This is a genomic window from Halomonas urmiana (genome assembly GCF_005780185.1).
GTDB lineage: Bacteria > Pseudomonadota > Gammaproteobacteria > Pseudomonadales > Halomonadaceae > Halomonas > Halomonas urmiana.
Genome location: NZ_VBUI01000009.1, coordinates 101,636 through 127,606 on the forward strand (window position 1 = coordinate 101,636; position 25,971 = coordinate 127,606).

Consider the following 25,971-nt stretch of genomic DNA (forward strand, 5'->3'; position numbering starts at 1 on the left):
CGGGCGCCCCTGTGCGCCATCTTGCTTGTGATTTCCGCCTTCTCCTGAGCCTGCCATCGGCAATCGCGCCCAACCGGGGCGCCGGTGAGGGCATGTGCACGCCAGGATCCCGACGCCTCACGGCCCAACCATCACCCCCCTGACTGGACCGCAGCATGTACGAAAAAATGAAACTGAGTTGGTTCTCCAACCTCAAGGGCGACACCCTCGCGGGCATCGTCGTCGCCCTGGCGCTGATCCCCGAGGCCATCGCCTTCTCCATCATCGCCGGCGTCGACCCCAAGGTCGGCCTCTACGCCTCCTTTGCGATCTGCGTGATCATCGCCTTCACCGGCGGGCGTTCGGGCATGATCTCGGCGGCCACCGGGGCCATGGCGCTGCTGATGATCACCCTGGTCAAGGAGCACGGCCTGGAGTACCTGCTGGCCGCGACCCTGCTGACCGGCGTCTTCCAGATACTGGCGGGGTATCTCAGGCTCGCCGAGCTGATGCGCTTCGTGTCGCGCTCGGTGGTGACGGGCTTCGTCAACGCCCTGGCGATCCTGATCTTCATGGCCCAGCTGCCGGAGTTGACCGACGTGACCTGGCATGTGTATGCCATGACGCTGGCCGGCCTGGCGATCATCTACGGCTTCCCCTACCTGCCGAAGGTGGGCAAGCTGCTGCCTTCGCCGCTGGTCTGCATCCTGGTGTTGACCGCCGTCTACATGCTCACCGGCATGGAGATCCGCAGCGTCGGCGACATGGGCGAGCTGCCGGACAGCCTGCCGGTCTTCCTGTGGCCCGAGGTGCCGCTCAACCTCGAGACGCTGATGATCATCCTGCCCACCTCGCTGATGCTGGCCGTGGTGGGCCTGCTCGAGTCGATGATGACCGCCACCATCATTGACGACCTGACCGACACCCAGAGCGACAAGAACCGCGAGTGCAAGGGCCAAGGCATCGCCAACCTCGGCGCCGGCCTGCTCGGTGGCATGGCCGGCTGCGCGATGATCGGCCAGTCGGTGATCAACATCAAGTCGGGCGGCCGCCGTCGTATGTCGACCCTGATCGCCGGCGTGGCGCTGCTGATGATGGTGGTGTTCCTGTCCGACTGGGTCTCCCAGATTCCCATGGCGGCCCTGGTGGCGGTGATGATCATGGTCGCCATCGGCACCTTCAGCTGGAGCTCCATCAAGGACCTCAAGAAGCACCCGATGAGCACCAACATGGTGATGGTGGCCACCGTGGTGGTGACCGTGGGCACCCATAACCTGGCCATCGGCGTCTTCGTCGGCGTGCTGCTTGCGGCCATGAACTTCGCCAACAAGGTCGGCAACATCCTCTACATCGGCAGCGAGGAGGCCGACGAGGGCAATGCGCGGGTCTATACGGTCGTGGGCCAGGTGTTCTTCGCCTCCTCCGAGCGCTTCGGTAACGCCTTCGACTTCAAGGAGACGGTGGAGAAGGTCACCATCGACCTCTCACGCGCCCACTTCTGGGACATCACCGCCGTCCAGGCGCTGGACCGTATCGTGATCAAGTTCCGTCGCGAGGGCACCGAGGTGGAGATGATCGGCCTCAACGAGGCCAGCGCCACCATCGTCGACCGCTACGCGGTGCACGACGACCCGGAAGCCGTCGAGAAGCTGATGGGCGGCCATTGACCTGCCGGACGGATGATGTAGAAGGTGAAGATGATCATAAACGCCAGCTTCAGGACAAGACGATGACAGAACAGGTGATGGCCGCCATCGACGGCTCGCAGTTTTCCGAAGGGGTGTGCGACTACGCCGCCTGGGCCAGCCTGGCGCTGGAGGCGCCGCTGACTTTCCTGCATGTGGTCGACAACCATCCCCAGACCGCCGAGGCGGACCTCTCCGGGAATATTGGGCTCGGGGCCAGGGAGCACCTGCTCGAGGAACTGGCGCACCTGGACGAGCAGCGCGCCAAGGTGGCCCAGGAGCAGGGCCGGCTGATGCTCAAGGCGGCCAAGGAGCGGGCCCACGAGGACGGTGTGGCGGACCCCGCCACCCGCCAGCGCAACGGCACCCTGGTGGAGACCCTGGCCGAGCTCGAGAACGACATGCGCCTGCTGGTGATCGGCAAGCGCGGCGAGGGCGCTCACCAGGCCAGCGACCACCTGGGCTCCAACCTCGAGCGGGTGGTGCGCACCCTGCACCGGCCGATCCTGATGGTGCCGGAGACCTTCACGCGCCCCGAGCGTGTGATGATCGCCTTCGACGGCAGCAAGACCACCCGCAAGGGGGTCGAGATGCTAGCCAAGAGCCCGCTGTTCAACGGCATCACCTGCCACGTGGTCATCGTCGGCGCCGAGACCGGCGACAATCGTTCGCAGCTCGAGTGGGCACTCTCGACCCTGCGCGAGGCCGGTCACGAGGCCGAGGGGGCGATCCGTGCGGGCGACGTCGAGGAGACCCTGCGCGGCTACCAGCAGGAGCACAGCATCGACCTGCTGGTGATGGGCGCCTACGGCCACTCGCGGGTGCGCCACCTGCTGGTCGGCAGCACTACCACCACCATGCTGCGTCGCACCAGCCTGCCGGTACTGCTGCTGCGCTGATCGCGCGCCTCCCCGCCCGACACGACGACGCCGGCCCTTGGGCCGGCGTCGTCGTGTCAGCCCCTGGCGGGTCTCACCCCGGGATCGCGTCGCAGCCCCGGGCCTCGGGACTCGCCAGCACCCCCTGGGCCAGCATCCAGCCGATGACCAGGAAGGCCAGCATGCCGATCAAGACATGGGAGAAGGAGGCGCCGAGATCCAGCGCCACGCCCAGCAGGGCCGGGGCGATGCCGGTGGAGAAGACCATGGCGGCGCTCAGGGTGGCGCGCACCGTGCCCAGGTGCTCGGCGCCCCACAGACGCACCAGCAGGCTGGTGGCGATGGACTCCTGGGCCCCCATGGCGAGCCCGCCGCCGACCATCAGCGCCCAGATACCGAGGTGGCCGCCGAGGGTGATGGCCAGCGCCAGGGCCAGGGCGAACGGCAGCAGGTAGAGCCGGGCCAGGCGAACCGGCCCCAGGCGGTCGACCCAGCGTCCGCCCAGCAGGGCGCCGGGCAGCTTGGCGATGCCCATGCCGGTCAGGGCCAGGGCATAGACGGCGAGCGAGCTGCCCAGGTCCTCGGTCATGCGCGCCTGGTAAATGAAGAGCCCAGTCATGGTCACCGGCAGGATCATCAGCAGCGGTAGCAGCTGCCAGAAGCGCGCCTCGCGGAAGGGGCGTGGGCCATGGCGGCGCTCACCGCGCACCGGGCGCTGGCCAGGCGCCGCCGGCCAGGGGCCGCGCAGCAGCAGTGGCACCCACAGCAGCGCCAGGACCAGCGCGAACAGCCACCACAGCTGCCGCCAGCCCAGCCACACCAGCAGGGCCGCCATCAGCGGGGGCAGCAGCGTCTCGCCCAGCATGATGCCCATGCCGGTGAGGCCCAGGGCCCGGCCACGCAGACTCTCGAACTCGCGGCCGGCCAGGGTGTTGCCCAGATGCGTCATCATGCCCTGGCCGCACAGGCGAACCAGCCCGAGCCCCAACACCCCCAGGAGCCACCAGGGTGAGAGAGTGAGCAGCGCGACCCCGGTGAGCAGGCCGCCGAGCACCGCCAGGGCGAAGCGTCGCGGCGCCACCCAGTCGAGCAGCGGACCGGCGCGCAGCATGGCGAAGCCGGCCGCCAGGGTGACCAGGGCATAGGCGGTGCCGAACTGTCCGGCGCTGAGACCCAGGCGGGCCGAGATCGGCGCCTGGAAGAGCCCGATGAAGAAGCTCTGACCCAGGCTCGAGGAGAACATCGCCAGGAAGGCGATGCTCAGCAGCCCGCGATGATCTCGCAGCAGGATGCGGTAGCCCATGATGACCTCCGGATTGTCGTGACAGGCAAGACGGGCGTGCGGCCGCAGGCCTGCAGTGGCAAGATGGAACCGCTGAGGCCGAGCGGCCGAAAGCGTCCTAGGTTATCAGCTGAGGGCTGGCATTGGCGTGCCGAGCTGTCCCGATACTCCCGGATATGGAGGCGGTGATGAATCATCCTGAGCTGGAGATGGACGCCGTGGTGAGGAGGCTGCATGCGCGGCGCGCCGAGCTGCAGGCGCAGAGCGAAGCGGGCCGCGACGCCCGCGAGACCGTGATGCTGGACCAGACCTCGGTAGGGCGTCTGTCGCGCATGGATGCCCTGCAGGGGCAGGCCATGGCCAAGGCCGAGGAGCAGCGTCGCCAGCTGGCTCAACAGCGCATCACCGGCGCCCTGGCGCGCATCGACCGCGGCGAGTACGGCGAATGTATCGCCTGCGGCGACTGGATCGACGCCCGGCGCCTGGAGCGCGATCCCCTGGTGCTGAAGTGCATCGACTGTGCCGAGTGACGCCACGACGGCGTGACTCGGCGATACCCTTTATCCGACGAAGAGAACCACGATGAGCATCGAACGACACGACACCAAGGCGCGCATGAGCCGCGCGGTGATCCACAACGGCGTGGCTTGGCTGTGTGGCCAGGTAGCCGGCCCCGAGGCGCGCCACGGCGACATCACCGAGCAGACCCAGAGCATGCTGGAACGCGTCGATGCGCTGCTCACCGAGATCGGCTCCGACCGCGAGCACCTGCTCTCGGCGACGATCTACCTCAAGGATGGCAACGACGTGGCCGCCATGAACGCCGTCTGGGACGACTGGGTACCGACCGGCCATGCGCCGGCCCGCACCTGCGTCTGCGCGCCCCTGCCCGCCGACGAGCTGAAGGTGGAGATCACCGTCACCGCGCTGGTGCCAAGCAGCTGATGGTCGCGGTCGGGACGCGGCGCGTCCCGGCCCACCGGCCTAGCGCTGGCAGGGGTCGTCGATGACGGCGGCCTCGCGCGGGCGCAGCCGCCGCGAGAGGGCATCCACGGCGATGTTGAGCAGCGCGGTGACCAGCAGCAGGAAGAAGGCGACGTCGAACAGCAGATACTCGAAGTTGGCGTCGATGTAGTAGCCCAAGGTCGCCACGCCCAGCATCCCCAGGATCGCCGTCTCGCGCAGGATCACCTCGGCGCGGTAGTAGAGCAGCGCCAGCATTCCCGGATAGACCCGTGGCAGCAGCTCGTAGGCGAAGCGCCCGACCCCGCTGGCGTCCGGCATGCCCGGAGTGATCGCATCGGCGTGGCGCGCCACCAGGAAGGCGATCAGCGCGCCGTTGTGCAGCGACAGCGCCAGCCAGGCGGGGAGTAGCGACGGGCCCAGCAGCAGCAGGAACAGAAAGGCCAGCATCAGTTCGGGGGTCGAGCGCAGGAACAGCAGCAGCCCTCGGCCAGCCAGCCGGGTCGCCGCGTTGCCGAAGTGGCGGCAGGCGAGCGGCCAGAGCGCCAGGGCCACCAGCAGCGCCCCGACGCTGCCCAATAGGCCGAGCAGCAGGGTGTTGCCGATGGCGGCTCCCAGCTCCGGCACCCGCGCCAGCCAGTCGATGAGTCCTTTCCAGTCTCCCGCCAGCAGCGCCGGCGGCCAGATGTCCTGGCTGACGAAGCGCCACAGCAGGCTTGTGCTCACCTCCGGCCAGGGGGCCAGCAGAAAGGCCCCGCCGATCATCAGCAGTGGCAGCAGCTGGCGGTGTCCCCACCAGGGCAGACTCGCGATCAGCAGGTAGAAGAGCCATAGCAGCGCTCCGGCCTCGTGGTAGCGCCCCTCACGAAAGGCGGTCTCCAGTTGGAAGCCCAGCGTCGGCAGGCCGACGAAGCCCAGCAGCACGCTGGCCCTCAGGGCGCACTCGAAGCGATAGCGGGTGTAAGCGGCGAACCGCGTCCAGGCCAGCGGCAGCTCCGCATAGACGAAGCGCGACAGTCGCGAGACGCCCGGCGGCAGGGCCTCTCGCGGGGCGCCGGGGATCTGCTCGAGGATCTCCGCGAAGACTTTGGCGAAGATGCCGGCATAAGGGATGGCCAGGGCCATCAGCGCGGTGGCGGCAGAGAGGCCGAACACCTGCAGGAAGAGCAGCGCCCAGAAGAGTTCATGGATCGCCCGGACGAAGGCGCAGCCGGTGCGCACCAGCCGCGACCGGGCGAACAGCAGCGCCAGGGGAAAGCCGAACAGCAGCCCACCCAGCGTCCCCCAGAGGGCCACCGCCACGGTCAGCCCCAGGGCCTCGAGCGGCGACTCCACCGCGCCCCAGGCGGGCCAGGCGAGCCCGCTGGCCATGCGCGCGAGCTCCCCCCAGGGATCTCGGGTCACCACCGCGAGGTCGGCGAAGGGCACCAGCAGCACCGCCAGGGCCACCAGCGTCAGGGTGTGGCGAGCCAGCCGCAGCCCCGTGCTCTGGCCGCTCAGCCAGCCGGGGCGGGCCGCGTCTCGTGTCAGTTCGGGCGGCGTCAAGATGCCGGCTCCGCCTTGTCCTCACCCTCACCCTTGCCCTCGCGCTCGACGTCGGCCGAGGTGCTGCCGGCATCCGGGTAGAGGGCGTCCAGGTCCGCCAGGCACAGCGTGTGTGCCGGAGCGTCGATCACCAGCCGGCCATCGCGCAGTCCCCAGACCCGGTCGAAGTGGGTGAGCGCCAGCTCACGCTGGTGCAGGGCGATCACCGAGGTGGCGTGGCGCGCGTCGATCAGGTCGAGCAGGCGCAGCGCCTGGTGGGGATCGACGCTGGCCACCGGCTCGTCGCCGAGGAACAGGGTGCGCTGCTGGTAGAGCGCCCGGGCGATCGCCACCCGCTGGCGCTGGCCGCCGGAGAGCTGGCCCACCGGCCGGCGCATCAGTCCCGCCAGGCCCAGGGCATCGCAGAGCTCGGCGACCTGACGCCAGGGCCCGGCCAGCGGGCGGATCAGGTTCCACAGGTTGGCCAGCGCCGAGTGCTCGGCGAGTCGCCCCATGTAGACGTTGTGGTAGACCGCGAGCCCTGGCACCAGGCCATGCTGCTGGGGGCACCAGGCGGCCGTCTCGCCCAGCCGTTGTCGCAGCGCGTGAAGCAGGGTCGACTTGCCGGCGCCGCTCTGGCCGAGCAGGGCCACGCGCTCGCCGTGGTGCAGGTCGAGGCGCAGGCCTGGCAGCACCACCTGGTCGCCGTGCCCCAGGTCGACGCCCTCCAGGGCGAGCAACGACGCGCTCATCAGCGCAGCAGGCCGAGCTCTTCGGCGACGTCTTCGATGGGCGCATAGAGGGCGTTATCGGCAGGAATGAAGCCCTCGCGCGGGAAGCTCGCCAGCAGTTCGGGGTCGTCCATCTCGAGCAGGGCCGCGCGCACCCGGTCGGTGAAGCCCTCGCCGAAGCGCGCGTCGACGTCGCCGCGCACCGTCCAGTTGTAGTCGGGGTAGGGGGGCGTTTCCCAGATCACGTCGACCTTGTCAGTATCGACCCGGCCGTCGGCGACCGCGGCGTCCCAGACGCTGAAGTTGACCGCGCCAAGCTCCCAGGTGCCGGCCTCGACCAGGGCGATGGTGCGCGAATGGTCCCCGGAGAAGCCGACCCGGGAGAAGAGCTCGTCGGGCGCGGCGTCGAAGCGCTGGCGCAGGTAGTGCTCGGGCATCAGGCGCCCCGAGGTGGAGGTGCGCGAGCCGAAGGTCAGGCTCATGTCGCGGATCGCCTCGGGGAGCGTCTCGGCGTGCTCCAGCCCGGTGGAGCGGTGGGCGATGAGGTAGCTCTTGAACTCGGCGTCCTCGCTGCCCTGGGCCAGGGCCACGGAGCCCGGCACCAGGCGGCGCGCCTGCACCCCGGAGAGGCCGCCGAACCAGGCCAGCTGGACCTGATCGTTGCGAAAGGCGCTGACCGAGGCGCCGTAGGACTTCACCGGCACGTACTCCACCTCGACGTCCAGGCGCGTCTCGAGGTAGTCGGCGACCTTCGAGAAGCGCTCGATCAGCCGCGACTGGTTCTCGTCGGGAATGGCGGTGAAGCGGAAGGTGTCGGCGGCGGCGCCCTGTGCGAACAGGCACAGGGCGGCGGGTACGGCGAGCCAACGCATGGTGATCTCCGGAGTGGTCGATGGCCCGCCATTGTTGTGGCTGGTCGGGGCTTTGGCAAGCCGTGGGGTCAGGCCAGGATATCGGTCGTGAGTGGCATCGGCGTCAGCGATGCCGGCGCGATGATCCGAAGCGTCGGCGTCTCGGCGCAGAGGCTCAGCGTCCAATCGCCCTGCTGCCAGCGCCAGGCGGCGGGACCGTGCGGCTCGCGGAGCGTGCCGAGGCGGGTGGCCAGCAGCGCTGTCGGTGGTCGACCGCGGAGAGTCTCGAACTTGAAGAGGGCCTCGTGGAGCGTCCAAGCCCGATAGAAGGCCGCCAGTGGTGTCTCGGCCGCGAGGATGCGACGTCGCACCCAGGGCTCGGGCAGCAGGTCGGCTCGTTCCGCTAGGTGCCGACGGTGTCGAGGAAGGGCATGTTCCAGATCGAGGCCAAACGGGCAGTCGGCCAGGGCGGCGACCACGCGACCATGGCGGTGGCTCAGGCCGGCATGCAGCCCATCGGGCAGGCCCGGATGACGGGGGGGGCCGGTCCCCCTCGGAGACCAGCCCGACACTGGGCAGTCCAGTCCGCGCTCGGCGGCCAGTTCGCTCAAGAGCTCCCGGCCGCGTCGCGACTGGCTCGCGCCGTCACGATCTGCTCCTCCGGCGCGTAGCGTCAGGAGCGACCGGGCCTCCTCAGCGCAGGGTGACGACATCGCCGCGTAGTGCGACGCCGGCCATCAGCATGCCGGCGTAGCACTCGTACTCGGCGCGGGACACCATGGGCTCCCGGTCGTAGAAGCTCTCGATGTTGATCACCGCGTTGCCACCCTCAGCATGGACGCGATCCTGCAGGCTGAGCAGCGCCGACAGCATGACCCAGCGACAGGCTTCTTCGTCGCTCTTGTTGAAGGCGTTGGTCTTCTTGTTGGTGACGAAGTTGCCGTACTGCTCTGCCACGCTGCCGTGCGGTGTATCGGCGAACACGAAGCGGATGTTGGGATCCAGCTTCTCCTGAGCCGCCGGGGTGTCCATGGCCTCCTCGATGGACAGCAGGTGGCGAGTGTCGCGGGCCTGGGCCGAGGTAGCCATGGCCAGGCCGGCCACCAGGGCCGTGAGGGAGAGCAGTCCTTGCTTCATGATGTGTTCCTTTTCGGTTGGGGTGAGATACCTATCCACGCCTCGGCCGGGTCGGACGAGGCTGAGGCCTCAGGGCCAGCGGCGGAAGATCAACGAGGTGTTGATGCCACCGAAGGCAAAGTTGTTGCTCATCACGTAGTCGCAGTCGAGGCGGCGCCCTGCGCCGGTGAGATAGTCCAGTTCGGCGCACTTGGGATCGAGCCGGTCGAGATTGGCGGTGCCGTGGAACCAGCCTTCGCGCATCATCTCGATTGCCACCCAGGCCTCTAGGGCGCCGCATGCACCGAGGGTGTGGCCGGTGAAGCTCTTGAAGGCGCTGATGGGCTGACGGCCACCGAACACCGCGTGGGTGGCCTGGCTCTCGGCGATGTCACCGCGATCCGTGGCGGTGCCGTGGGCGCTGACGTAGCCGATCTGCTCCGGTGCCAGGCCGGCGTCGTCCAGGGCCTGACGCATCGCCGCTTCCATCATGGTGGCATCCGGCTGGGTGACGTGACGTCCGTCGCTGTTGGTGCCGAAGCCGACCAGCTCGGCGTGGATGGTGGCGCCGCGTGCCCGGGCGTGTTCGAGATCCTCCAGGATAAGCGTCCCCGCCCCCTCGCCGATCACCAGGCCGTCGCGTTCGGCGTCGAAGGGTCGCGGCGATGTCTCCGGTGCTTCATTGCGGGTGCTGGTGGCGAACAAGGTGTCGAACACGGCCGCCTCGGAGGCAGACAGCTCCTCGCAGCCGCCGGCGATCATGGCTGTCTGCCGGGCGAAGCGAATCGCCTCATAGGCATAGCCGATGCCCTGACTGCCGGAGGTGCAGGCGCTGGAAGTGGTGTGGATGCGTCCCTTGACCCCGAGGAATACGCCGATGTTGACCGGCGCGGTGTGCGCCATCATGCGGATGTAGGAGTTGGCGTTCAGGCCGTCGGTGGACTTGTTGATCAGCATGTTGCCAAAGTCGGCCACCGCGTCGGGCTCCCCGGCAGAGGCGCCGTAGGCGATGCCCATGCGTCCGCTCCCCACCAGTGCCTCGCCCAGCAGGCCGGCCTCTTCCAGCGCCAGTTCGCTGGCGCGCGTGGCCATGCGGGCACCGCGGCCCATGCTGCGCAGCGCTCGACGGTGATAGTGGGGCGGTAGCGTGAAGTCCTCGACCGGGGCGCCGAGCCGGGTGTTAAGCCCCTCGTATTCGTCCCAGTCGCCGATGTGGCGAATGCCGGTGTCCAGACGGGTCAGTCGTTCACGGATGCCGGCCCAGTCGTTGCCGATCGGCGAGAAGCCGGCCATGCCGGTCACTACCACGCGTCGGCCCAGCCCATCGGCCCGCAGAGTGTCGGCGGTCATCAGCACATGCCTCCGTTCACGGCCAGCACCTGACGGGTGACATAGGCACCGTCTGTCGAGCACAGGAAGCTCACGGCCCCCGCGACTTCCTCTCCGGTGCCGGTGCGCTGCATGGGGATCAGCTTGAGGGCCTCCTCACCGGCGAGATCCTCGGTCATGTCGGTATCGATCAGCCCGGGAGCGACGCAGTTGACGGTGATGCGGCGCTTGGCCAGCTCCACCGCCAGTGCCTTCATCGCGCCGATCAGACCGGCCTTGGCGGCGCTGTAGTTGACCTGGCCGCGATTGCCCATCAGCCCGGACACCGACGACATGATCACGATACGTCCCGGCGCGCGCCTCCGGACCATCGGCATGGTCAGCGGCTTCACCACGTTGTAGAAGCCGTCGAGGTTGGTGTGGATGACGCCATCCCAATCTTCATCGGTGAGCGCGGGGAAGGCGCCGTCTGCGGTGATGCCGGCATTGCAGATCACACCGTAGTAAGCGCCGTGGGTCTCGATGTCGGCCTCGAGAGCCTCTCGGGCGGCCACCCGGTCGGTGACGTCGAAGCACAGGATGCGGGCCTCGCGGCCTATCCCGCGGATTTCTTCGGCCACCGCTTCGGCGGCGTCGCGACGCTGACGGCAGTGCAGCACGATATCGAAGCCGTCGCGGGCCAGACGCAGGGCGATGGCGCGGCCGATGCCGCGGCTAGAACCAGTGACGAGTAGGGTATCGGTCATGAAGTAGAGTCCTCGATCATGGCCGCGAGGGCGTCGGCCGAGTCGGGTTGAAAGACATTGAGGGTGGAATGGGCGAGCACCACGCCGTCACGTCCAAGCAGTTCGCCGCGAAAGGCACCAAGCCCGTTGTCGGCGCGATAGTCGAGGTGGATTTCGACCTCGACCGGCTCGCCGAGGGCGAAATACTCGACCTCGCAGTCATAGCGCCGCGCGCCGAGCAGAAAACCGATCTGCGGCTTGCCACCCTGGGTGCCAACGGTGTGCCCCGACCAGGCGGCGATGGCCTGGGCCAGCCACTCGAGCCCGACCCAGCCGGGGATGCCGGGGGACGAGGCGCCTGTGGTTTGAGCAAGGGGGGCATCGGCGAGTGCAGGTTCTGTTACGGCGGTGTCGGCAAAGGGGTCGTCGGCCCGGGGGGTGATCCGCGCTCGCAGATGCTCTTCGCCGATCTCCAACACCTCATCGAGCAGGCACATGATGCCGCTGTGGGGGACCAGGTCGGCGATGGGCATCAGCGAAGGCGATGCGTTATCGCCGGCACTCGCGCTCATGGCATGGACCGGTTGATAGCTCGGTTCATCGGTCGGAACGGTCATGGTGCTTGCTCCAACAGCAGGGCGATATTGTTGCCGCCGAAGGCGAAGGCGTTGGACAGCGTGTGGCGCACCGTCCGGTTCGGTGGGCGATGCGGCGCATCCTGGCCACAGTAGGCGAGAAGTGGAAGCTCAGGATCCGGGACGTCGAGGTGTGGGGGGAGTCGGCCATCGCGCAGCGCCAACCAGCAGAAGGCCGCTTCCAGCGCGCCGCAGGCACCCAGGGTGTGGCCGGTCAGGCTCTTGGTCGAGCTACAGGCCACACCGGCGGGAAACAGCGCCGCTACGGCCAACGACTCCATGCTGTCATTCTGGCGGGTGGCGGTGCCGTGGAGGTTTAGGTAGTTGACCTGCTCGGGGCTCACCCCGGCCATGTCCAAGGCCTGACGCATGGCCTGGAAGGCGCCTTCGCCGTCGGGGCGTGGCGCCGAGATATGATGGGCATCGCTGGACTCGCCGTAGCCGGTGAACTGGATGCCGTCAGCCTCGCCAGTGACCAGAAACAGCGCCGCGCCCTCGCCGAGATTGATGCCGTCGCGGTTGGCGGCGAAGGGGCGGCAGCGCTCAGCGCTGATGGCGTCGAGTGAAGCGAAGCCGTTGACGGTCAGCTGGCATAGGGTGTCGGCACCGCCGGCGACGACGGCGTCGCACAGGCCTGCCTGGATCAGGCGCCGGGCGCTGGCCAGTGCCTTGGCGCTCGAGGTGCAGGCGGTGGACAGCGTGTAGGCGGGGCCGGTGATCCCAAGTCGCCAGGCCACGAAGTCCGACGGCGCGCCGATTTCGTGGCGGCAGTAGTGAAAGTCTGGCGGCCAGTCGCCGGAGGCCAGACGCTGAGGCAGCGCCGCTTCGGTCTCGCCGATCCCGGAGGTACTGGTGCCCATGACCACGCCGATGCGGGCCTTCGGGTGCTCGGCCAGGTAGTTACTGAGGGTCGGCTCGAGCCGTGTCAACGCCGCGGCGAGCAAGCGATTGTTGCGTGAGCGATGACGCGCGGGCCAGGCGCTGTCATCGGGCAGCGGTGTCGTCACCGCGCCGAGCCACAGGGGCAGACCCGGGGTGAGGGCATCGCTCTGCGTCAGGCCGCGCTCGCCGCTGAACAAGCGGGCGGCGATGGCGGATAGGTCATCCCCCAAGGGGCAGACCAGGGCCGGCGCATGGAGTCGGCAGTGCGTCTGCACTGTTGTTACGTCGGTCACGTCTGTCTTGTTGGTCACGTCAGGGGGCATGGCGGATCGGTCGCTGCTTTGTTGTCGATGCTGTTGTCGAAATCAGTGACGACATCTTTATTGGTGTCGATGTCGTCGTAGTAGCTATCGTCGGCGCTGTCGTTGCCGCTCTTGTTGTCCACGTCCGTGGCAGCGGCCGACGCGCCGTTCAGCGCGGCGACGGTGAGTCGAAAGGCGGCCTCGACATCATGAATCACGCGACAGGTCGGCGTCATCATAAGGTGGGCCACTAGTTCGTCGCCGCGGTAGATGCGGCGCTCCTCTCCGGCCTGATCGAGAGACCAGGCGCTGCCCGCGAAGGCCTCTTCCAGCCGGGCTGCGGGCCATAGGCTCCAGCTTAGGCGGGTGTCGAGCCACTCGGCCGAGAACGGTGGCGCGAAGGCTGGGTCGGGCAGGAAGCGGGCGCCCTTAGCGTCACGCACCAGGGTCAACAGCCGCTGGCCTTGAGGGCTTAACAGTGCGAGTTGCAGACGTCGGCTGTCGTGGCGCAGCACGCCAATCAAGACCCGCGTCTCACCGTCGCGGACGAAGGTCAGGCGCTGAGTCTCGGGGCCCGCTGGTGGCAGCGATGCAAGTGTCGGCACCGGAGAGCCGGTTGGTGCCATGCTGCAGGCGTCAAGCACCAGGGTGAGTCCAGCCACAAGCGTCAGGCCCAGGCGCCGCGGAAGCGCCACCCGACGCATCAAGTGAGCCAGGCGTTGCATGGTGGCGGGGCGATCGCAGACAGAAGAGCGTGTGGTCATGGGTCGGTGACCTCGGTGTCGAGGGCGCAGTGCTCGGCGAGGCGATTCAGACGGCGCAGGCTGGCGGCGACGAAGGGGTTGGCCCCATCCCAGGCGTAGCCGGCCAGCACCGAAGCGATCATTTGCCGCACTCGGGTGGGCTTGGCTGGATGAAAGATGATGCGCGTGAGGCGGCCATCGTACCAGGCGTCGACGAACTCCCGGAACGTGGCGACGCCTCGCCGCAGGGGAATCTCGAAGTCGCGGTCCCAGTCGACGCTCTCGCCCTCGAGTGTTCGGGCCACCAGGGGGGCGGCCCTCACGGCGGAGTCGAGCGCGATAGTGACGCCGGAGGAGAACACCGGATCGAGGAACTCGCCGGCGTTGCCGAGCACCGCAAAACCGGGGCCGTGCAGGCGGGTGATATCGGCGGAGTAGCCTTGCAGGCGCTGGACGTCACGCACGGCCTCGGCTTGCTTGAGCAGTCGCGCGTAGCGGGGCTCCTCGTTGATCAGTGTCCACAAGCGTTCGCTGTCGTCGGCGCCTGCGGCCTCGAGCACCTCGGCGCTGGCCACGACCCCCACCGAGGCGCGACCGTTGAGGAATGGGATCAGCCAATACCAGACGTCGGCATGGCGTGGGTGGACGCCGATCAGGATCTTCTCGCGGTCGTGATCCGGAGACTCGATGTGGTCTTCGATGTGAGTGAAGAGCGCGCAGCGTGTAGGCAGGCTCGAGGGCTTGTCGAGCTTTTCGAGGCGCGCCAGCACGCGACCATAGCCGCTGGCATCAAGAACGAAGCGCGCCTTGAGCGAGCGGCTTTCGCCGGCCTCGTTGATGTAGTCGAGAAGCGGCTGCTGCGGGTCGGCCTGGAACTCGGTGACCGTAACACCGAAGTCGATCTCGGCGCCGGCGGCTCGAGCGCCCTCGATCAGGCGCTGGTCGAAGTCGGCTCGTTCGACCTGCCAGGTGGTGCCGGGGCCGGGGCTGAACTTGTCGCGAAAGTCGATGGCGGTGTATTCATCGCCGCGACAGAATGCGGCGCCGTTCTTGGGCTGAAAGCTCCCGGCTTCGGCCGCTGCCATGAGTCCGCAGGTCTCAAGGTGCTCCATGCATTGTGGCAGCAGGCTCTCGCCGATGGAGAATCGTGGGAAGTGACCGCGCTCCAGCACCCTGACCGAGTAGCCCGCGCGGGCAAGCCAGGACGCCGCCGCCGCGCCCGAAGGGCCTGCGCCGATGATTGCCACGTCGCTATTGTCACGCTGATCCATGGGATGAATTCACCTGTGCGTTGGTAGGGCTGCGCTCTGTCCGGTTCGGGACGTCGCCTGGACCCTGAAAGGAAGCGCATCTATAGGTCGGGGGCGGGCCGGGTTGCGGGCTTTGGTGCACGACTCCCCGGGCCAGTGGCACCAGGCACCAGGTGGCGATCAATCCGATCAGACAGGTGGTGCCGAGAAAGTGCAGCGCCGGCGTGGCACTGAAGGCAAGTAGCCCGAAGGCGAGCAGGCTGGACGCGCAGGACAGACTGATGGCGAGCCAGGCGCCGGGGTCGGCCGGGTGCTCGGTGCTGAAGATGCCGGCGTCGAGGCCGATGCCCAGTACCAGCAGCAGACCGAGCAGATGAAACAGCGTCAGGCCGGTGTGGCTGGCGGCGAAGACCCCCAGGGTAATGACCACCGCGCCCACCGGCGGTAACAGTACGCGCCATGCCCGGCGACCATAGCGCCAGCCGAAGGTGAACACCAATAGGGCGAGCGCGACGCCGAGCCATTGCAGGATCTCGCCGCTCAAGTCGGCGAGTTGGTTCGAGAGGGCCTGGACGCGGTCGCGGTAGATCACCCCATCGGCTGAGGCCATTTTAGTCAGCGCCGCCAGTCCCTCGGCATCGACGTCGCCGATCATCACCAGCGCACTCGGCAGACGGCCTGCCTGACCTGAGACCTCAAGCCACAGTGCGCGATCAGATTCGCCCGCGTGGGAGGCTAGCCAGATGTCGGGTGTCAGCACAGGCACGTCGTCGAGTGTTGCATCGAGCCGGTCGTCGAGCTCGGCGGGAAGGCCTGCCTGTTCGAGCAGTCCCGGCAACGCGTCCGAGTAGCGCTGGCGTACCTGGGTCAAGTTGGCCTGCTGGGTCGCCGCGGAAGGCACCGCTTGGGCCAGGTGCTGAAAGGAGGCAAGATGGCCGTCGCGCTTAAGCTCGGCGAGAGACGGCGTCAGCGCCTCGAGACGTTGGAGTAGGGCCTCGCTTGAGCCGGCGCTGACCAGCAGGTAACGGAAGCTCGCCGGGCGCTCGAGCAGGGTCTGTACGCGCTGCTGCTGGTCGATCAGCGAGGCCGGCGACGGGTTGAGCTGGCGCAGGTCGTGGCTGGTGCTGCCCTGGCCGATGGCCAGGGTGATCGAGGCTGCGAGCACAAGGCCGGCGCCGGCGTAGAGGCCGGGATGATGGCGCGTCAGGCGCAGGTGATTCAGGCGATGCGCAATGGCGTGGGTCGCCGGGTGCGGGTGCAGCGGTAACAGCGGCAGCCACAGGCGTACGCTCAGCCAGGCGCCGGTCAGGCCAAGGGCGGTGAAGATGGCCATCTGACGCAGCCCCGGCATCGGTGTGGCGAGCTGCACGAGGTAGGCGCACAGGCTCGAGATTAGTCCGAGGGTGAGCCCCGGCCACAGTCGGGCCAGGGGGCGATAGGGGTGTAGCTGTCGGGCGCACTGCAGGTGCAGGGCATAGTCCACCGAGATACCGATCAGGCTGGCGCCGAAGGCCAGGGTGATCAAGTTCAGAGAACCGAACAGGGTCCAGGTCAGGGCCGTGGCGAAGACCAGGCCGGTGGCCACCGGCAGTAACAGCGTGGCCAGCACGATGGGGCGGCGAAAGACCACGGCCAGCAGCACCACGATACCGATCAGCGAACCGAGGCCGATGGTGGTGATTTCCCTCCGGGCCTGACTCGCACCCGCCGCCGCATGGAAGACCAGACCGGCGCGCAGCAGCCGTACGTCGGGATGAGTGTCGCTGAACTGGGCGACGGTGTCGGACAACGCGCGCTGCACCATCATGTCATAGGGGCTGTCGGCCAGGGTCGCGCTGATCAGCTTCCAGCGTCCCTCGGGCGTCGCGATGCTGGGGCCATCTTCCTGCCAGCTCACCGGCCCTGAGAAACGCTCGCCGAGCCAGGCATCGAGCAGGCCGAAGGGGTCGCCTGAGAGGTCCGAGTCGACACCAGGGGTAAACAGTCGCGACAGGCCGTGCTGCCGCCAAGTCTCAGTGTCGCTGTGCTTCATGTCCTCGGCGAGCAGACGATAGCGGTAGGGCGCCAGCAAACGGTCGGGGCGCGGCGGTGACTGGCTATCGAAAGCGGCGATGATACCGCTGGCCGCCAGTCGGCGGCGTAGCTCATTGGCGGCCTCGCCGGACGCCGCGCCATCGCCTCCCGCGACCAGCAGCACGAAGCGTTGCTCGAAGGTCTCGCCGAGGTTGGCATCGGCCCGGACCAGTTGCTCCGCGCCTTGCGACTCCGGCAGCAGTGCGGTGATGCGCGTGTCCAGAGGTGCGCCGCGCAGCACATGCACGGCCAGTATCAGCGCACAGACGGCGACCACTACTGCCCAGGCCCAGGCGGCTTGCCTAGGCCTATCGAAGGCATGCGCAGGAGCGTCTTGCGGCGAGCGGTATCTCACGGAGTATCGGCTCCGCCGGGCGATTCGCTGCACTCCACCGGGGTGAGGTACAGCGCCAGTTGATCGCCATCGCTGAAGGCTACCTCGAGGGCTTCGACCTCATCGCCACCACTCAGCTCGACGTCGTCCAGGCGTTCGGCAATGGCAGTGTCCCGGGGTGCAAGCTCGGCCTGCCAGGCCGCCATCGAGCCGCTTAGTTCGACATCGAAGTGCTGCTCGAGACTGTCCCAGTCGCCTTCCAGCATGCCGGTCAGTACCGGGAGCAGCGCCTTGAGTCCCGGCGGCAGCTCGGGGTTGTCGGCGGACAGCACCACGCGGTCTTCCACTGGAGTTAGGGTCTGCCACACCAGCCCCGAGGGCTGGCGACGGAAGTAGCCTTTACTTGGCAATTCGGTGCCAAGATCTTCCATCCAGCGGCGTTGATCGAAGGTGACACAGGCCGGCACATCGTGACTCAACTGCGCGCCGAGTGCGTCCAGATCGAGTGTGCCGGTGGCTGGAGTGGTTTGGGAGTCGACAGCGGCGGCCAGGGTTGTGCCTGCGCACGACATCAGGGCCCATAGCAGGGCCGATGCGACGAGAACGGACGGTCGGGTCATGACTGAGTCTCCTGCCAGGCGAGAAGACGTTCAATAAGGGCGTCGGGGGAGGCCAGGCGCATCTCGTGATCTTCGATGCCTACCGCTACCTGCACGGTCCAGGCGCGGGTCAGGCGCTTGTCGGTATCGGCGCAGCGGATGGTGTAGTCGATCTTCAGGCGATGCTCCCATTCGCTGAGGCGCGCCTCTATGCGTAGGCGCTGGGCAAACAGTGCCGGCGCGGCGTAGCGCAGGCGCAGGTCGATCACCGGCCAGGCAAAACCCGAGGCCCGCATCTGCGGGTAGTTGTAGTCGATGGCGTCGAGCAGACGACAGCGGGCTATCTCGAGATAGCGCACGTAGTGGCCGTGCCAGGCGACCTCCATCATGTCGACGTCGTGAAACGGCACCTCGAGCTCGATTTCGGCCCGAGGCAAGGGGCGGTCATCCGGCGTCATACAGGCTCCAGTGACGGTGGCGAATCAGGGCGCAGAGGCGGTTCAGGTCGCTGTCGAGGGCGCGATCCTCTCCCAGCGATGCGATATCCTTGCGCAGTCGATCGACAAACACGGACAGGCGCTCGGGTGTGGCATCGCCGGCGGCGAGACGGCTGCGCAGTTCGACACCCTGGGCCGCGGCGTGCAGGGTGGCGGCGGCGACCTGCTCGACCAGGGTCAGGACTCGCAGCGCGTCTCGGGCGGCGATGGTGCCCATGCTCACCTTGTCCTGGTTGTGGCACTCGGTGGAGCGCGAGAAGACGCTTGCCGGCATGGTCAGCTTGAGGGCTTCGGCGGTCCAGGCGGAGGCGCCGATCTGCACCGCTTTGTAGCCATGGTTCAGCGCCAGGCGCTCGGGGCTTGCCCCACTCAGGTTGCTCGGCAGGCCATGGTTGTAGCGACTGTCGACCAGCAGCGCCAACTGGCGATCGAGCAGATCGGCGAGATTCGCCGCCGCCTGCTTGAGGCTGTCCATGACGAAGGCCACGTGGCCGCCATAGAAGTGGCCGCCGTGCATTACCTTGCCGGCTTCGGCGTCGATCAGCGGGTTGTCGTTGGCGCTGTTGAGTTCGTTGGTCAAGAACTGACGCCACCAGGGCAGGGCGTCCTCGACCACGCCGATGACATGGGGGGCGCAGCGGGTCGAATAGCGGTCCTGCAGGCGCGGCGAGTTGCGCGGCGTTGTGGGCGCGTGCAGATCCTCGCGCAGGCGAGCGGCGACTCGCTGCTGGCCCGGGTGGGGCTTGGCCGTAAACAGTTCGGCATCGAAGTGATAGGGGTTGCCGGCGAGCGCCTGCACCGACAGCGCGGTGATACGGGTGGCAAGTCCTGACAGGTAGTCGCAGCGGGCGAAGGCAAGCACGCCGAGGGCCGTCATGACGGCGGTACCGTTCATCAGCGCCAACCCTTCTTTGGGCTTGAGCCGGTAGGGCGCAAGGCCACGCTCGGCCAGCGCTTCGGCGGCGGGACGTCGCACCCCGTCATCGAACACGTCGCGCTCGCCGCAGAGCACGGCGGCCAGATACGACAGTGGCGTCAGGTCGCCGCTGGCGCCGACCGAGCCCTCCTCCGGGATGACCGGCATGACGTCGTGTTCGAGCAGCCAGGTCAGGCGCTCGAGGAGTTCGATACTGACCCCCGAGACGCCTTGACAAAGCGATACCAGGCGTACCAGCACCACCGCACGGGCGGCTTCCACCTCGAGTGCCTGGCCCATGCCGCAGCCGTGAAAGGTGAATAGCTGGTGGGGCAGGCTTGGGATGTCTTCGGCGGCGACGGGGCGTGTACAGGCATCGCCGTAGCCGGTGGTGACACCGTAGACCACGCCGTCTTCCTCGAGCAGGCGTTCGAGAAAGCGTTGTCCGCGCTCGATGCGAGCGTGGAATTCGGCGTCGTCGGACAGCGCTACCCGGCGCCGCCCCTCGGCCACCGCCAGGACATCTTCGAGGCTTAGGGCCTGGCCCGAGAGGATCAGCGGGGTGGATGGCTCAGCGCGATGGGTCATGGTCGACGGTCTCTTGGGCGTGCCAGAAAGGAAAGAAGTTGAACCACTGCAACGGATGACAGCGCACTCGTTTAGCCAGGTCGTCTGCGTGGCGCTGCATGGTCGCGGCCACCCAGGCGCTGCGTTCGCGTCGGGCTAGGCTCGCGGTGTCGCCAATGAGGTCGAACTCGACCAGAAAGCTGCCTCCCTCGCGCACGCAGGACAGGCGATAGAGCCGGCAGCGCAGCAAGGTCGCGAGCACGAAGGGGCCTTCGGGGAAGGGCGCCGGGTGGCCGAGGAAGTCGAGCGACCTGGTGCGTCCCTGGCCAGGGGGAGTGCGGTCGGCGGCGATGACCACGAAGCCACCGCCACGAATGCGTGCGTCCAGGCGCTGGGCGCTGGCCGGTGAAATCTCGCTGACCTCGAGGATCTCGGGCTGGCGACGTCCGGTGGCTCGCTCGAGCAGTTCATTGAACTTGCGCGCGTTGCGGGTGTGCATGATGACGGTGAGGTCGAAATCCGGGTGACGCTCGCTCAGGGCGTTGACCACGTCCAGGTTGCCGTGGTGCGCGACCAGGATCAGTCCGCCCTGGCCTTCATTCACCGCTGCGGAGAAGCGCTGGACGCCGTCGCCGGCGAGCCGCGAAGGCGGGTACTCGCCGTTCCAGGCGGCCACCTTGTCCATCAGCGAGCGCCCGAAGCTCAGGAAATGCCGGAAGCTCTGGCGCCTGAGTGCCAGGGCGCTATCGCCAAGGCTCGGTTGAACGCGCAGCCAATAGTCTCTCGAGGCACGTCGAGCGAGGCGGTGAGTGGTGTAGTACCACAGGATCACCGGCCACAGCAGCAGCTGGAATGGCCAGTCACCGAGGCGCCTCAGCTTGACCATGAACAGCATGCCCGACAAGGTGCCGCGCTCGCCGATACTGGTCCAGTGGCTGCGGCTCATGGCTGCCTCCTGCGGCGGCGCAAAAGGCTCGGGATACGAGGCCACATGGCGAAGAACAGGCGAGCATGCATCAGGCTGATCTGGGCGTTGTCGCGGCCCATGGCGAAATGGCTCACCCCTTGTTCGGGATAGTGGACCCGCACCGGCAGATTCTCGAGTGTCCCTCCCGACCAGTACCAGCGCACCAGCACCTCGGTGTCGAAGGTCATGCGGTCGCCGCAGCCATGCCGGCGGAGCAATGCATTCACCGCGGCCAGCGGATACAGCCGGACACCGCACATGGTGTCGCGGATATGCCGCGACAGGGTGTTGATCCACACCCAGACATGGGTCGCGTAGCGCCCGTAGAGTCGCGCCTTGGGCACGCTGTCGTCGTAGCAGGCATAGCCCACTACCAGAGCTTGTGGTGTCTGGTGCATGGCGTCGAGGAAGGCCGGCAGGTCATCGACCCGATGCTGGCCATCAGCATCGACCTGCAGACCATGGCTGTAGCCGAGCCGTTCGGCCTCGGCGAGGCCCGAACGTACCGCGGCGCCCTTGCCGCGATTGTGCTCATGGGTCACCAGGTGGTGGCCGGCGTCCTTGAGACGCTCGAGGGTCTGGCGACAGGCGGGATCGCAGCCGTCGTCTACCAACACCACCGGCAGGCCGAGCGCCGAGAGCTCGGCGCACACCGAGGCGATGGTATCGGGGTGGTTGTACACCGGCACCACAGCGCAGGGATGGGGCTCAATCATCGCGGCTCTCCGTAGTGAAGCGTACTCGGCCGCTGGCATGTCTTCCCTGATTCGAGTCGAAGCCGAAAGTGATGCCGTCGGCACGCCGCTCCAGGCTCAGCGCAAGGCGCTGGCCGGGTAGCAGGATTTTCTGGAACTTGAGTCGGTCCACGCCGCGAAAGGCACCAAGCTGGCCGAATACCTCGTGAGCGTGACGGATGGCCCACTGGACCATGACGACGCCGGGCACCAGCGGGAATTCATCGAAATGGCCTTGCAGATAGCGCAGCCGCTCCGGGACTTCCAGGGTAATGACGTGCTTGCCGTCGTGTGCCCTGGCGCCCAGCCAGCGCGCCAGGCGGTCGTCGTCGAGGTCGTCGAAGGTGCGCTTGAGGATGGTGTGATCGCGCTTGCCCTGGCTGTTGGTCGGCAGCGTCTGCACAAAGCGCCAGTAGCGGGGGATGGCGACGGGCTCCAGCAGCGTGGCGAGGTGGGCTCGTAGCGTCGCGACCTGAGCGCGGCGGCTGGCATGGTCCTGGGGCAGAGCATCCAAAGCCATTGCCACTACCACGCCAAGGCGTCCATCGCGTCGCTCAAGATCGAGGCAGTGGGCATCTTCGATCGCCTCGTACTGACACAGGTGACGCTCGATGGCGGTCAGCGAGATGCGCTTGCCGCTGATCTTGGCCAGCCGGTCGGTGCGACCGAGCAGCCGAAACCCTTCTGGGCAGGGCTCGACCCTATCGGCCTGTTGCCACCACTCAGAGGGAGTGGCGAGAAACGGTGAGCGCAGGGCCAGGGTTCCGTCGCCCAGCGCGATCTCGACGTCAGGTAGCGGGGTCCAGGCCTCGGTCTGAGTCTGTCGACGATGGGCAATGCCGCCGGTCTCGGTGCTGCCATAGAGCTCGATCACCGGGGCGCCTATCAGGCGCTCGCAGCGCTTGGCATCATGCAAGGCCAGAGGCGCCCCTGAGGAGAACACCATGGCAGGCGCCTGCCACGACAGGTGATCCGGTAGCCGCGAGAGCTGGGCGGGAGAGGACACCAGGCGTACGGCGAGGCCGGCATCGCTTGCCTCGATCAGGCGTTCGGCCATGGCCTCGGGATAGCGATTCTCGTCGCCGCAGAATGGCACGCCGTGACACAGCGGGTGCAGAATGCCGGTGAGCAGCCCGTAGATATGCTGGTGGCTGACCTGGGAGACCACGGCGCCGCCGTCCAGTGGCCACAGCTTGGCCTGGCGATCGAGTTCGCTCGTCAGCTGACGAAAACGTTTTGGCTGCATCACCGGCTTGCCCGTCGAACCGGAGGTATAGAGCACCACGGCTTCGGCTTCGGGATCGATGGGAACCAGCGTCGGTAGCTGGCCCCGGTTCGGTTGCGGGGGCGTTGATGGTAGCGACCCTTCGACCAGGGGGGCGAGGCTCGCCAGGGTCTGGGGGCGGTCGTCGCCGGGTAGCACGGCGCTACGGCCGGTTTCCCATAGCGCCAGCAAGGCGGCGGCGAAGGCGTGAGGGTCGGGCTCGATGACTAGCCAGCGGCCCATGGGCTGGGTGGCGAGCCACACGCGCCAGACGTCTATGCATCCGCGCAGTTGATCGGGGCGACACCAGTGCTTAGGCAGTGCCCGTGATCCATTCAGGGCACGCCGCCAGGGTGAATGGGGCAGCGACAGATAGCTTCCGGAGCTGTTGGCTGCCGGCTGACTGGCTTCCTGGCGGGGCGTGTGGGGGCCGTGGTTCTCATGGTTAGTCAAGGTGCTATTCACTGGTCTTTTTGCAGGGCTACCTGACGAACTATTCGCATAGCTGTTCACGATGCATATCTCCGCAGACGACGGCGGCAGCACCACTCGCCGGTAAACATCAGGGCGATCAGGGCGTAGCTGATGACGCCGTTGTAGAGCGACCACGCTGCCAGGTCGGCATAGAGGGCGGACCAGGCAGCGATGGATCCGTTGACCACGAAGAAGCCGCACCAGGCCTGGGTGACGCGACGCGTATAGATTACGCCACGGGCGGGCAGGTTAGGCTCTTTTATCCGTGCCAGCTGCTCCACCACCGGCATTCCGCGCCATAGGCTCAAGGCGAAGGTCGCCAGCAACACGGCATTGACGGCCACCGGGTAGCCGCGCATGCCAAGCTCGGCATCGATAGCGAACCCCACCACCAGCAGCGCAATGGCGGCAACGAAGGCGAGTCCCCGAGCCTGGGGCAGGCGCCAGGCGATCAGGCCGCAGCCGACCAGCAGCAACGGCCAGGGGCCGAGTGTGCCCTGTAACAACCACACGGTCAGCGGCCAGGTCATGGCAAGCCCCGTGGCCAACACTGCGGCGACGATGGCGAGAATGCGCACTGGGGCCTCAGGCGCGCATCAGGCTTTCGACGGCGTCGACCACGTCATCGATACTGCGCACGACCTTGAAGGCTTCGGGATCGATGCGACGGCCGGTAAACCGCTTCAGCTCGACGACCAGGTCGACGGCGTCGATGCTGTCGATATCCAGGTCTTCGTACAACCGTGCCTCGGGAGAGACCTCCGAGGACGACACTTCGAACAGCTCCATAAGGGTGTGCTGAACGTGGCTGAGTATCTGTTCTCGGCTGATCTGTTGAGTGGCATCAGTCGGCACGACGGTCCTCCACCAGCGCTTCGAGCGCTGCCAGACTGGCGAAATGACGACGGGTATCTTCGGCTTCCGCGTCCAGTTTGACACCGTAGCGTTTCTGCAGCGCAAGGCCGAGCTCCAGGGCATCAATGGAATCGAGGCCCAGGCCCTCGCCGAACAGCGGAGCGTGATAGTCGATGTCGTCGGGGGTGATGTCCTCGAGTTCGAGGGTGTCGATGATCATCCGTTTCAGATCAAGCGACAGCGGTGTCGTTTCGCTCATAGCGTTCCAGTTCCCTATTGAAATACTCGCTCAGCTCCCGCGTCAGCTGCCTGGCGCGCTGGCTGGTCGGTTGATCGGACGCCTGCTCTGGCGGCAGATCGTCGAGGACATGCAGGCTCAGGTGAACCTTGCGCTTGGGGATGTGATACCAGGGCTCGCCCTTGGTCAGGGTGGTCGGTGAACAGCGAATCAAGACCGGGCTGATGATGGTGTCGGTGCGCAGCGCGATATTGGCCCCGCCTCGGCGAAACTTGATCGGTCGTCCCGGCGTGGTCCGGGTGCCTTCAGGGAACAGAATCAGCGAATTGCCTTGGCCCAGGCTCGCCCGCGCCGCTTCCAGCAGCGCTTCGGGATCGCGGTTGGTGATGTAGCCAGCGGCGCGTATCGGGCCTCTGGTGAAGGGGTTGGTGGCCAGCCGGCCCTTGACGATGCAGTCGGCGTTGGGCGTGTGGGCCAGCAGAAAGACAACGTCAATCAGAGAGGGGTGGTTGGCCAGAATCAAGCGGCCCGGGCAGTCAAGTCTTTCACCGCCCTCGAGGCGGTAGTCGAGTACACCGAGGCCTTTCATCAGGCCGATAAAGGCTCGAAAGACGCCACGAATGAAACGTCGCGCCAAGCGCTGGCGCTCCTCGTTATCACGCACACTGAGGCGCAACAGGGGGGCGATGGCAAGACCAATGACCAAGCCGCCGATGCCGAAGGCAGTAAAGGACAGCGCGGTGCCAGCGCCGCGTCGCCACTGATCCAGTGTCATGCCTCCTCAATGGCCCAGTGGCAGGTGGCGTCGATGAGCCAGTCGATGACCTCGAGGGGAGTCGGGGATGTCGGTGCCTGGGGGTGCAGTTCGGAAAGAATCTCGAGCCCGTTTCCTAGAGTCAGACGCAGGCCAACGCTGCAGGCGACCCCCGGGTGCGAAGTACAGGGAGCGTACTCATCGGGAAGCTCGCCTTCGCTAAAGACGATAACGACCGCATCATGGCCCGCATGGAGATAGCCGAAGGCTTCCCACAGGAGGGCCTCGAATTCGTTGCCGCCAGCGCCGATCGCCTGCAACGGACGGCGATGCTGATTGGCGATGGCGTGTACGCCGAGGGTTGCGTTATGTACCGACATGGAAAAGCGCGTGGGAGACGGGAGCTCGTTGCCGGCCAGAGCCTTGAGCATGGCCAAGGTGTGATCGGCATCCCCATGGCGTGAGGCATGCACCAAAGGGAAACGGGCCATTGGGTCGAGTGCAGCTAGGATATCGCAGGTGGCACGACCGGCATTGTCCAGTCGCCGTCTGAGCATGGTGGGCAAGGACCGACCGGGCTTTTCGTAGGGCAGTAGACGCGAGTGGGCCGAGGCATTGTGCTCGCCGGGACGCCAGCCTAACCAGTCACTTAGGCGTAGTTGTTCCATGTTTTTGGGGAGCCTGAGTGAAAACGCTAATTTTAGCGCGGAACGATGCTGCATCCAAGTACTGTCCTTAAGGCTTGAGCAGCAATGTGCGCCAATTTGATGGTTAAAAGACGGAAAAAAACCTTTTCGCTGCCATCTTACAAGATGACATATGCG

Annotated in this window: 28 protein-coding genes; 4 read left to right on the forward strand and 24 right to left on the reverse strand. The window is 67.0% G+C overall.

Annotated features, from left to right (window positions below):
• Positions 1–155 precede the first annotated feature (155 nt).
• Entirely contained in the window at positions 156–1,646 is a 1,491-nt protein-coding gene (locus FEI13_RS07475) for a SulP family inorganic anion transporter (RefSeq protein ID WP_138180923.1), read from the forward strand.
• A 62-nt stretch (positions 1,647–1,708) separates the two neighbouring features.
• Entirely contained in the window at positions 1,709–2,563 is an 855-nt protein-coding gene (locus tag FEI13_RS07480) for a universal stress protein (protein WP_138180924.1), read from the forward strand.
• Between the two features lie 73 nt (positions 2,564–2,636).
• Here FEI13_RS07480 and FEI13_RS07485 read toward each other — a convergent pair whose 3' ends face one another.
• Complete coding sequence (locus FEI13_RS07485) at positions 2,637–3,845, reverse strand: MFS transporter (protein ID WP_138180925.1); 1,209 nt, start codon at positions 3,843–3,845, stop codon at positions 2,637–2,639.
• A gap of 167 nt (positions 3,846–4,012) precedes the next feature.
• Between FEI13_RS07485 and FEI13_RS07490 the strand changes: the two genes are divergently transcribed.
• Both FEI13_RS07490 and FEI13_RS07495 read left to right on the forward strand, forming a co-directional pair.
• On the forward strand, positions 4,013–4,354 hold the full coding sequence (locus FEI13_RS07490) for a TraR/DksA family transcriptional regulator (RefSeq protein WP_138180926.1): 342 nt from the start codon (positions 4,013–4,015) through the stop codon (positions 4,352–4,354).
• Positions 4,355–4,406: 52 nt separating this feature from the next.
• Positions 4,407–4,769 carry a RidA family protein gene (locus FEI13_RS07495; protein WP_089852369.1) on the forward strand — a complete coding sequence of 121 codons (363 nt, stop codon included), beginning with the start codon at positions 4,407–4,409 and terminating at the stop codon, positions 4,767–4,769.
• 39 nt (positions 4,770–4,808) lie between these two features.
• Here the strand turns inward: FEI13_RS07495 and FEI13_RS07500 are convergent, their stop codons facing one another.
• The 23 genes from FEI13_RS07500 to FEI13_RS07610 all read right to left on the reverse strand — a co-directional run bounded on the left by FEI13_RS07500 (position 4,809) and on the right by FEI13_RS07610 (position 25,869).
• Positions 4,809–6,332, reverse strand: coding sequence for a PhnE/PtxC family ABC transporter permease (locus FEI13_RS07500; protein ID WP_240036467.1), 1,524 nt, complete (start codon positions 6,330–6,332; stop codon positions 4,809–4,811).
• Complete coding sequence (locus FEI13_RS07505) at positions 6,329–7,063, reverse strand: ATP-binding cassette domain-containing protein (protein ID WP_138180927.1); 735 nt, start codon at positions 7,061–7,063, stop codon at positions 6,329–6,331. Before FEI13_RS07505 ends, FEI13_RS07500 begins: the two co-directional genes overlap by 4 nt.
• Positions 7,063–7,914, reverse strand: a complete 852-nt coding sequence (locus FEI13_RS07510; RefSeq protein WP_138180928.1) for a putative selenate ABC transporter substrate-binding protein — start codon at positions 7,912–7,914, stop codon at positions 7,063–7,065. Before FEI13_RS07510 ends, FEI13_RS07505 begins: the two co-directional genes overlap by 1 nt.
• A 68-nt stretch (positions 7,915–7,982) precedes the next feature.
• Positions 7,983–8,504: a 4'-phosphopantetheinyl transferase family protein gene (locus tag FEI13_RS07515; protein WP_138180929.1), complete on the reverse strand. Its 522-nt coding sequence runs from the start codon at positions 8,502–8,504 to the stop codon at positions 7,983–7,985.
• 82 nt (positions 8,505–8,586) lie between these two features.
• Positions 8,587–9,030: an excinuclease ATPase subunit gene (locus FEI13_RS07520; RefSeq protein ID WP_138180930.1), complete on the reverse strand. Its 444-nt coding sequence runs from the start codon at positions 9,028–9,030 to the stop codon at positions 8,587–8,589.
• Between the two features lie 69 nt (positions 9,031–9,099).
• Complete coding sequence (locus tag FEI13_RS07525) at positions 9,100–10,359, reverse strand: beta-ketoacyl-ACP synthase (RefSeq protein WP_138180931.1); 1,260 nt, start codon at positions 10,357–10,359, stop codon at positions 9,100–9,102.
• Complete coding sequence (gene fabG, locus FEI13_RS07530) at positions 10,359–11,084, reverse strand: 3-oxoacyl-ACP reductase FabG (RefSeq protein WP_138180932.1); 726 nt, start codon at positions 11,082–11,084, stop codon at positions 10,359–10,361. The genes FEI13_RS07525 and fabG overlap by 1 nt, the downstream gene beginning before the upstream one ends.
• The gene (locus FEI13_RS07535) at positions 11,081–11,680 is read right to left on the reverse strand and encodes a hotdog family protein (RefSeq protein ID WP_240036468.1); all 600 of its coding nucleotides are present in this window, start codon (positions 11,678–11,680) and stop codon (positions 11,081–11,083) included. Before FEI13_RS07535 ends, fabG begins: the two co-directional genes overlap by 4 nt.
• Positions 11,677–12,903, reverse strand: a complete 1,227-nt coding sequence (locus tag FEI13_RS07540; protein WP_138180933.1) for a beta-ketoacyl-[acyl-carrier-protein] synthase family protein — start codon at positions 12,901–12,903, stop codon at positions 11,677–11,679. The genes FEI13_RS07535 and FEI13_RS07540 overlap by 4 nt, the downstream gene beginning before the upstream one ends.
• Positions 12,888–13,646: a DUF3261 domain-containing protein gene (locus FEI13_RS07545; RefSeq protein ID WP_240036469.1), complete on the reverse strand. Its 759-nt coding sequence runs from the start codon at positions 13,644–13,646 to the stop codon at positions 12,888–12,890. Before FEI13_RS07545 ends, FEI13_RS07540 begins: the two co-directional genes overlap by 16 nt.
• Positions 13,643–14,896 carry an NAD(P)/FAD-dependent oxidoreductase gene (locus FEI13_RS07550; RefSeq protein WP_138180934.1) on the reverse strand — a complete coding sequence of 418 codons (1,254 nt, stop codon included), beginning with the start codon at positions 14,894–14,896 and terminating at the stop codon, positions 13,643–13,645. Before FEI13_RS07550 ends, FEI13_RS07545 begins: the two co-directional genes overlap by 4 nt.
• Complete coding sequence (locus tag FEI13_RS07555) at positions 14,883–17,303, reverse strand: MMPL family transporter (protein WP_193555723.1); 2,421 nt, start codon at positions 17,301–17,303, stop codon at positions 14,883–14,885. The genes FEI13_RS07550 and FEI13_RS07555 overlap by 14 nt, the downstream gene beginning before the upstream one ends.
• Positions 17,300–17,902 (reverse strand): LolA-related protein, encoded by a 603-nt coding sequence (locus tag FEI13_RS07560; protein WP_138180935.1) that lies wholly within the window; start codon positions 17,900–17,902, stop codon positions 17,300–17,302. Before FEI13_RS07560 ends, FEI13_RS07555 begins: the two co-directional genes overlap by 4 nt.
• Positions 17,899–18,339, reverse strand: a complete 441-nt coding sequence (locus tag FEI13_RS07565) for an acyl-CoA thioesterase (protein ID WP_138180936.1) — start codon at positions 18,337–18,339, stop codon at positions 17,899–17,901. Before FEI13_RS07565 ends, FEI13_RS07560 begins: the two co-directional genes overlap by 4 nt.
• Entirely contained in the window at positions 18,326–19,882 is a 1,557-nt protein-coding gene (locus FEI13_RS07570) for an HAL/PAL/TAL family ammonia-lyase (RefSeq protein ID WP_138180937.1), read from the reverse strand. The genes FEI13_RS07565 and FEI13_RS07570 overlap by 14 nt, the downstream gene beginning before the upstream one ends.
• Positions 19,866–20,807: an LpxL/LpxP family acyltransferase gene (locus FEI13_RS07575; RefSeq protein ID WP_138180938.1), complete on the reverse strand. Its 942-nt coding sequence runs from the start codon at positions 20,805–20,807 to the stop codon at positions 19,866–19,868. The genes FEI13_RS07570 and FEI13_RS07575 overlap by 17 nt, the downstream gene beginning before the upstream one ends.
• A complete protein-coding gene (locus FEI13_RS07580; RefSeq protein WP_138180939.1) occupies positions 20,804–21,544 on the reverse strand; it encodes a glycosyltransferase family 2 protein in 741 nt (246 codons plus the stop codon). Before FEI13_RS07580 ends, FEI13_RS07575 begins: the two co-directional genes overlap by 4 nt.
• A complete protein-coding gene (locus FEI13_RS07585; protein ID WP_240036470.1) occupies positions 21,537–23,090 on the reverse strand; it encodes an ApeI family dehydratase in 1,554 nt (517 codons plus the stop codon). The genes FEI13_RS07580 and FEI13_RS07585 overlap by 8 nt, the downstream gene beginning before the upstream one ends.
• Positions 23,091–23,335: 245 nt before the next feature.
• Complete coding sequence (locus FEI13_RS07590) at positions 23,336–23,878, reverse strand: COG4648 family protein (protein WP_240036471.1); 543 nt, start codon at positions 23,876–23,878, stop codon at positions 23,336–23,338.
• A 7-nt stretch (positions 23,879–23,885) separates the two neighbouring features.
• Positions 23,886–24,155 (reverse strand): acyl carrier protein, encoded by a 270-nt coding sequence (locus tag FEI13_RS07595; RefSeq protein ID WP_420841575.1) that lies wholly within the window; start codon positions 24,153–24,155, stop codon positions 23,886–23,888.
• Positions 24,145–24,375, reverse strand: a complete 231-nt coding sequence (locus tag FEI13_RS07600; protein ID WP_476729736.1) for a phosphopantetheine-binding protein — start codon at positions 24,373–24,375, stop codon at positions 24,145–24,147. The genes FEI13_RS07595 and FEI13_RS07600 overlap by 11 nt, the downstream gene beginning before the upstream one ends.
• Before the next feature lie 10 nt (positions 24,376–24,385).
• Complete coding sequence (locus FEI13_RS07605) at positions 24,386–25,168, reverse strand: lysophospholipid acyltransferase family protein (protein WP_138180941.1); 783 nt, start codon at positions 25,166–25,168, stop codon at positions 24,386–24,388.
• Positions 25,165–25,869: a beta-ketoacyl synthase chain length factor gene (locus tag FEI13_RS07610; protein WP_240036472.1), complete on the reverse strand. Its 705-nt coding sequence runs from the start codon at positions 25,867–25,869 to the stop codon at positions 25,165–25,167. The genes FEI13_RS07605 and FEI13_RS07610 overlap by 4 nt, the downstream gene beginning before the upstream one ends.
• Between the last annotated feature and the right edge of the window lie 102 nt (positions 25,870–25,971).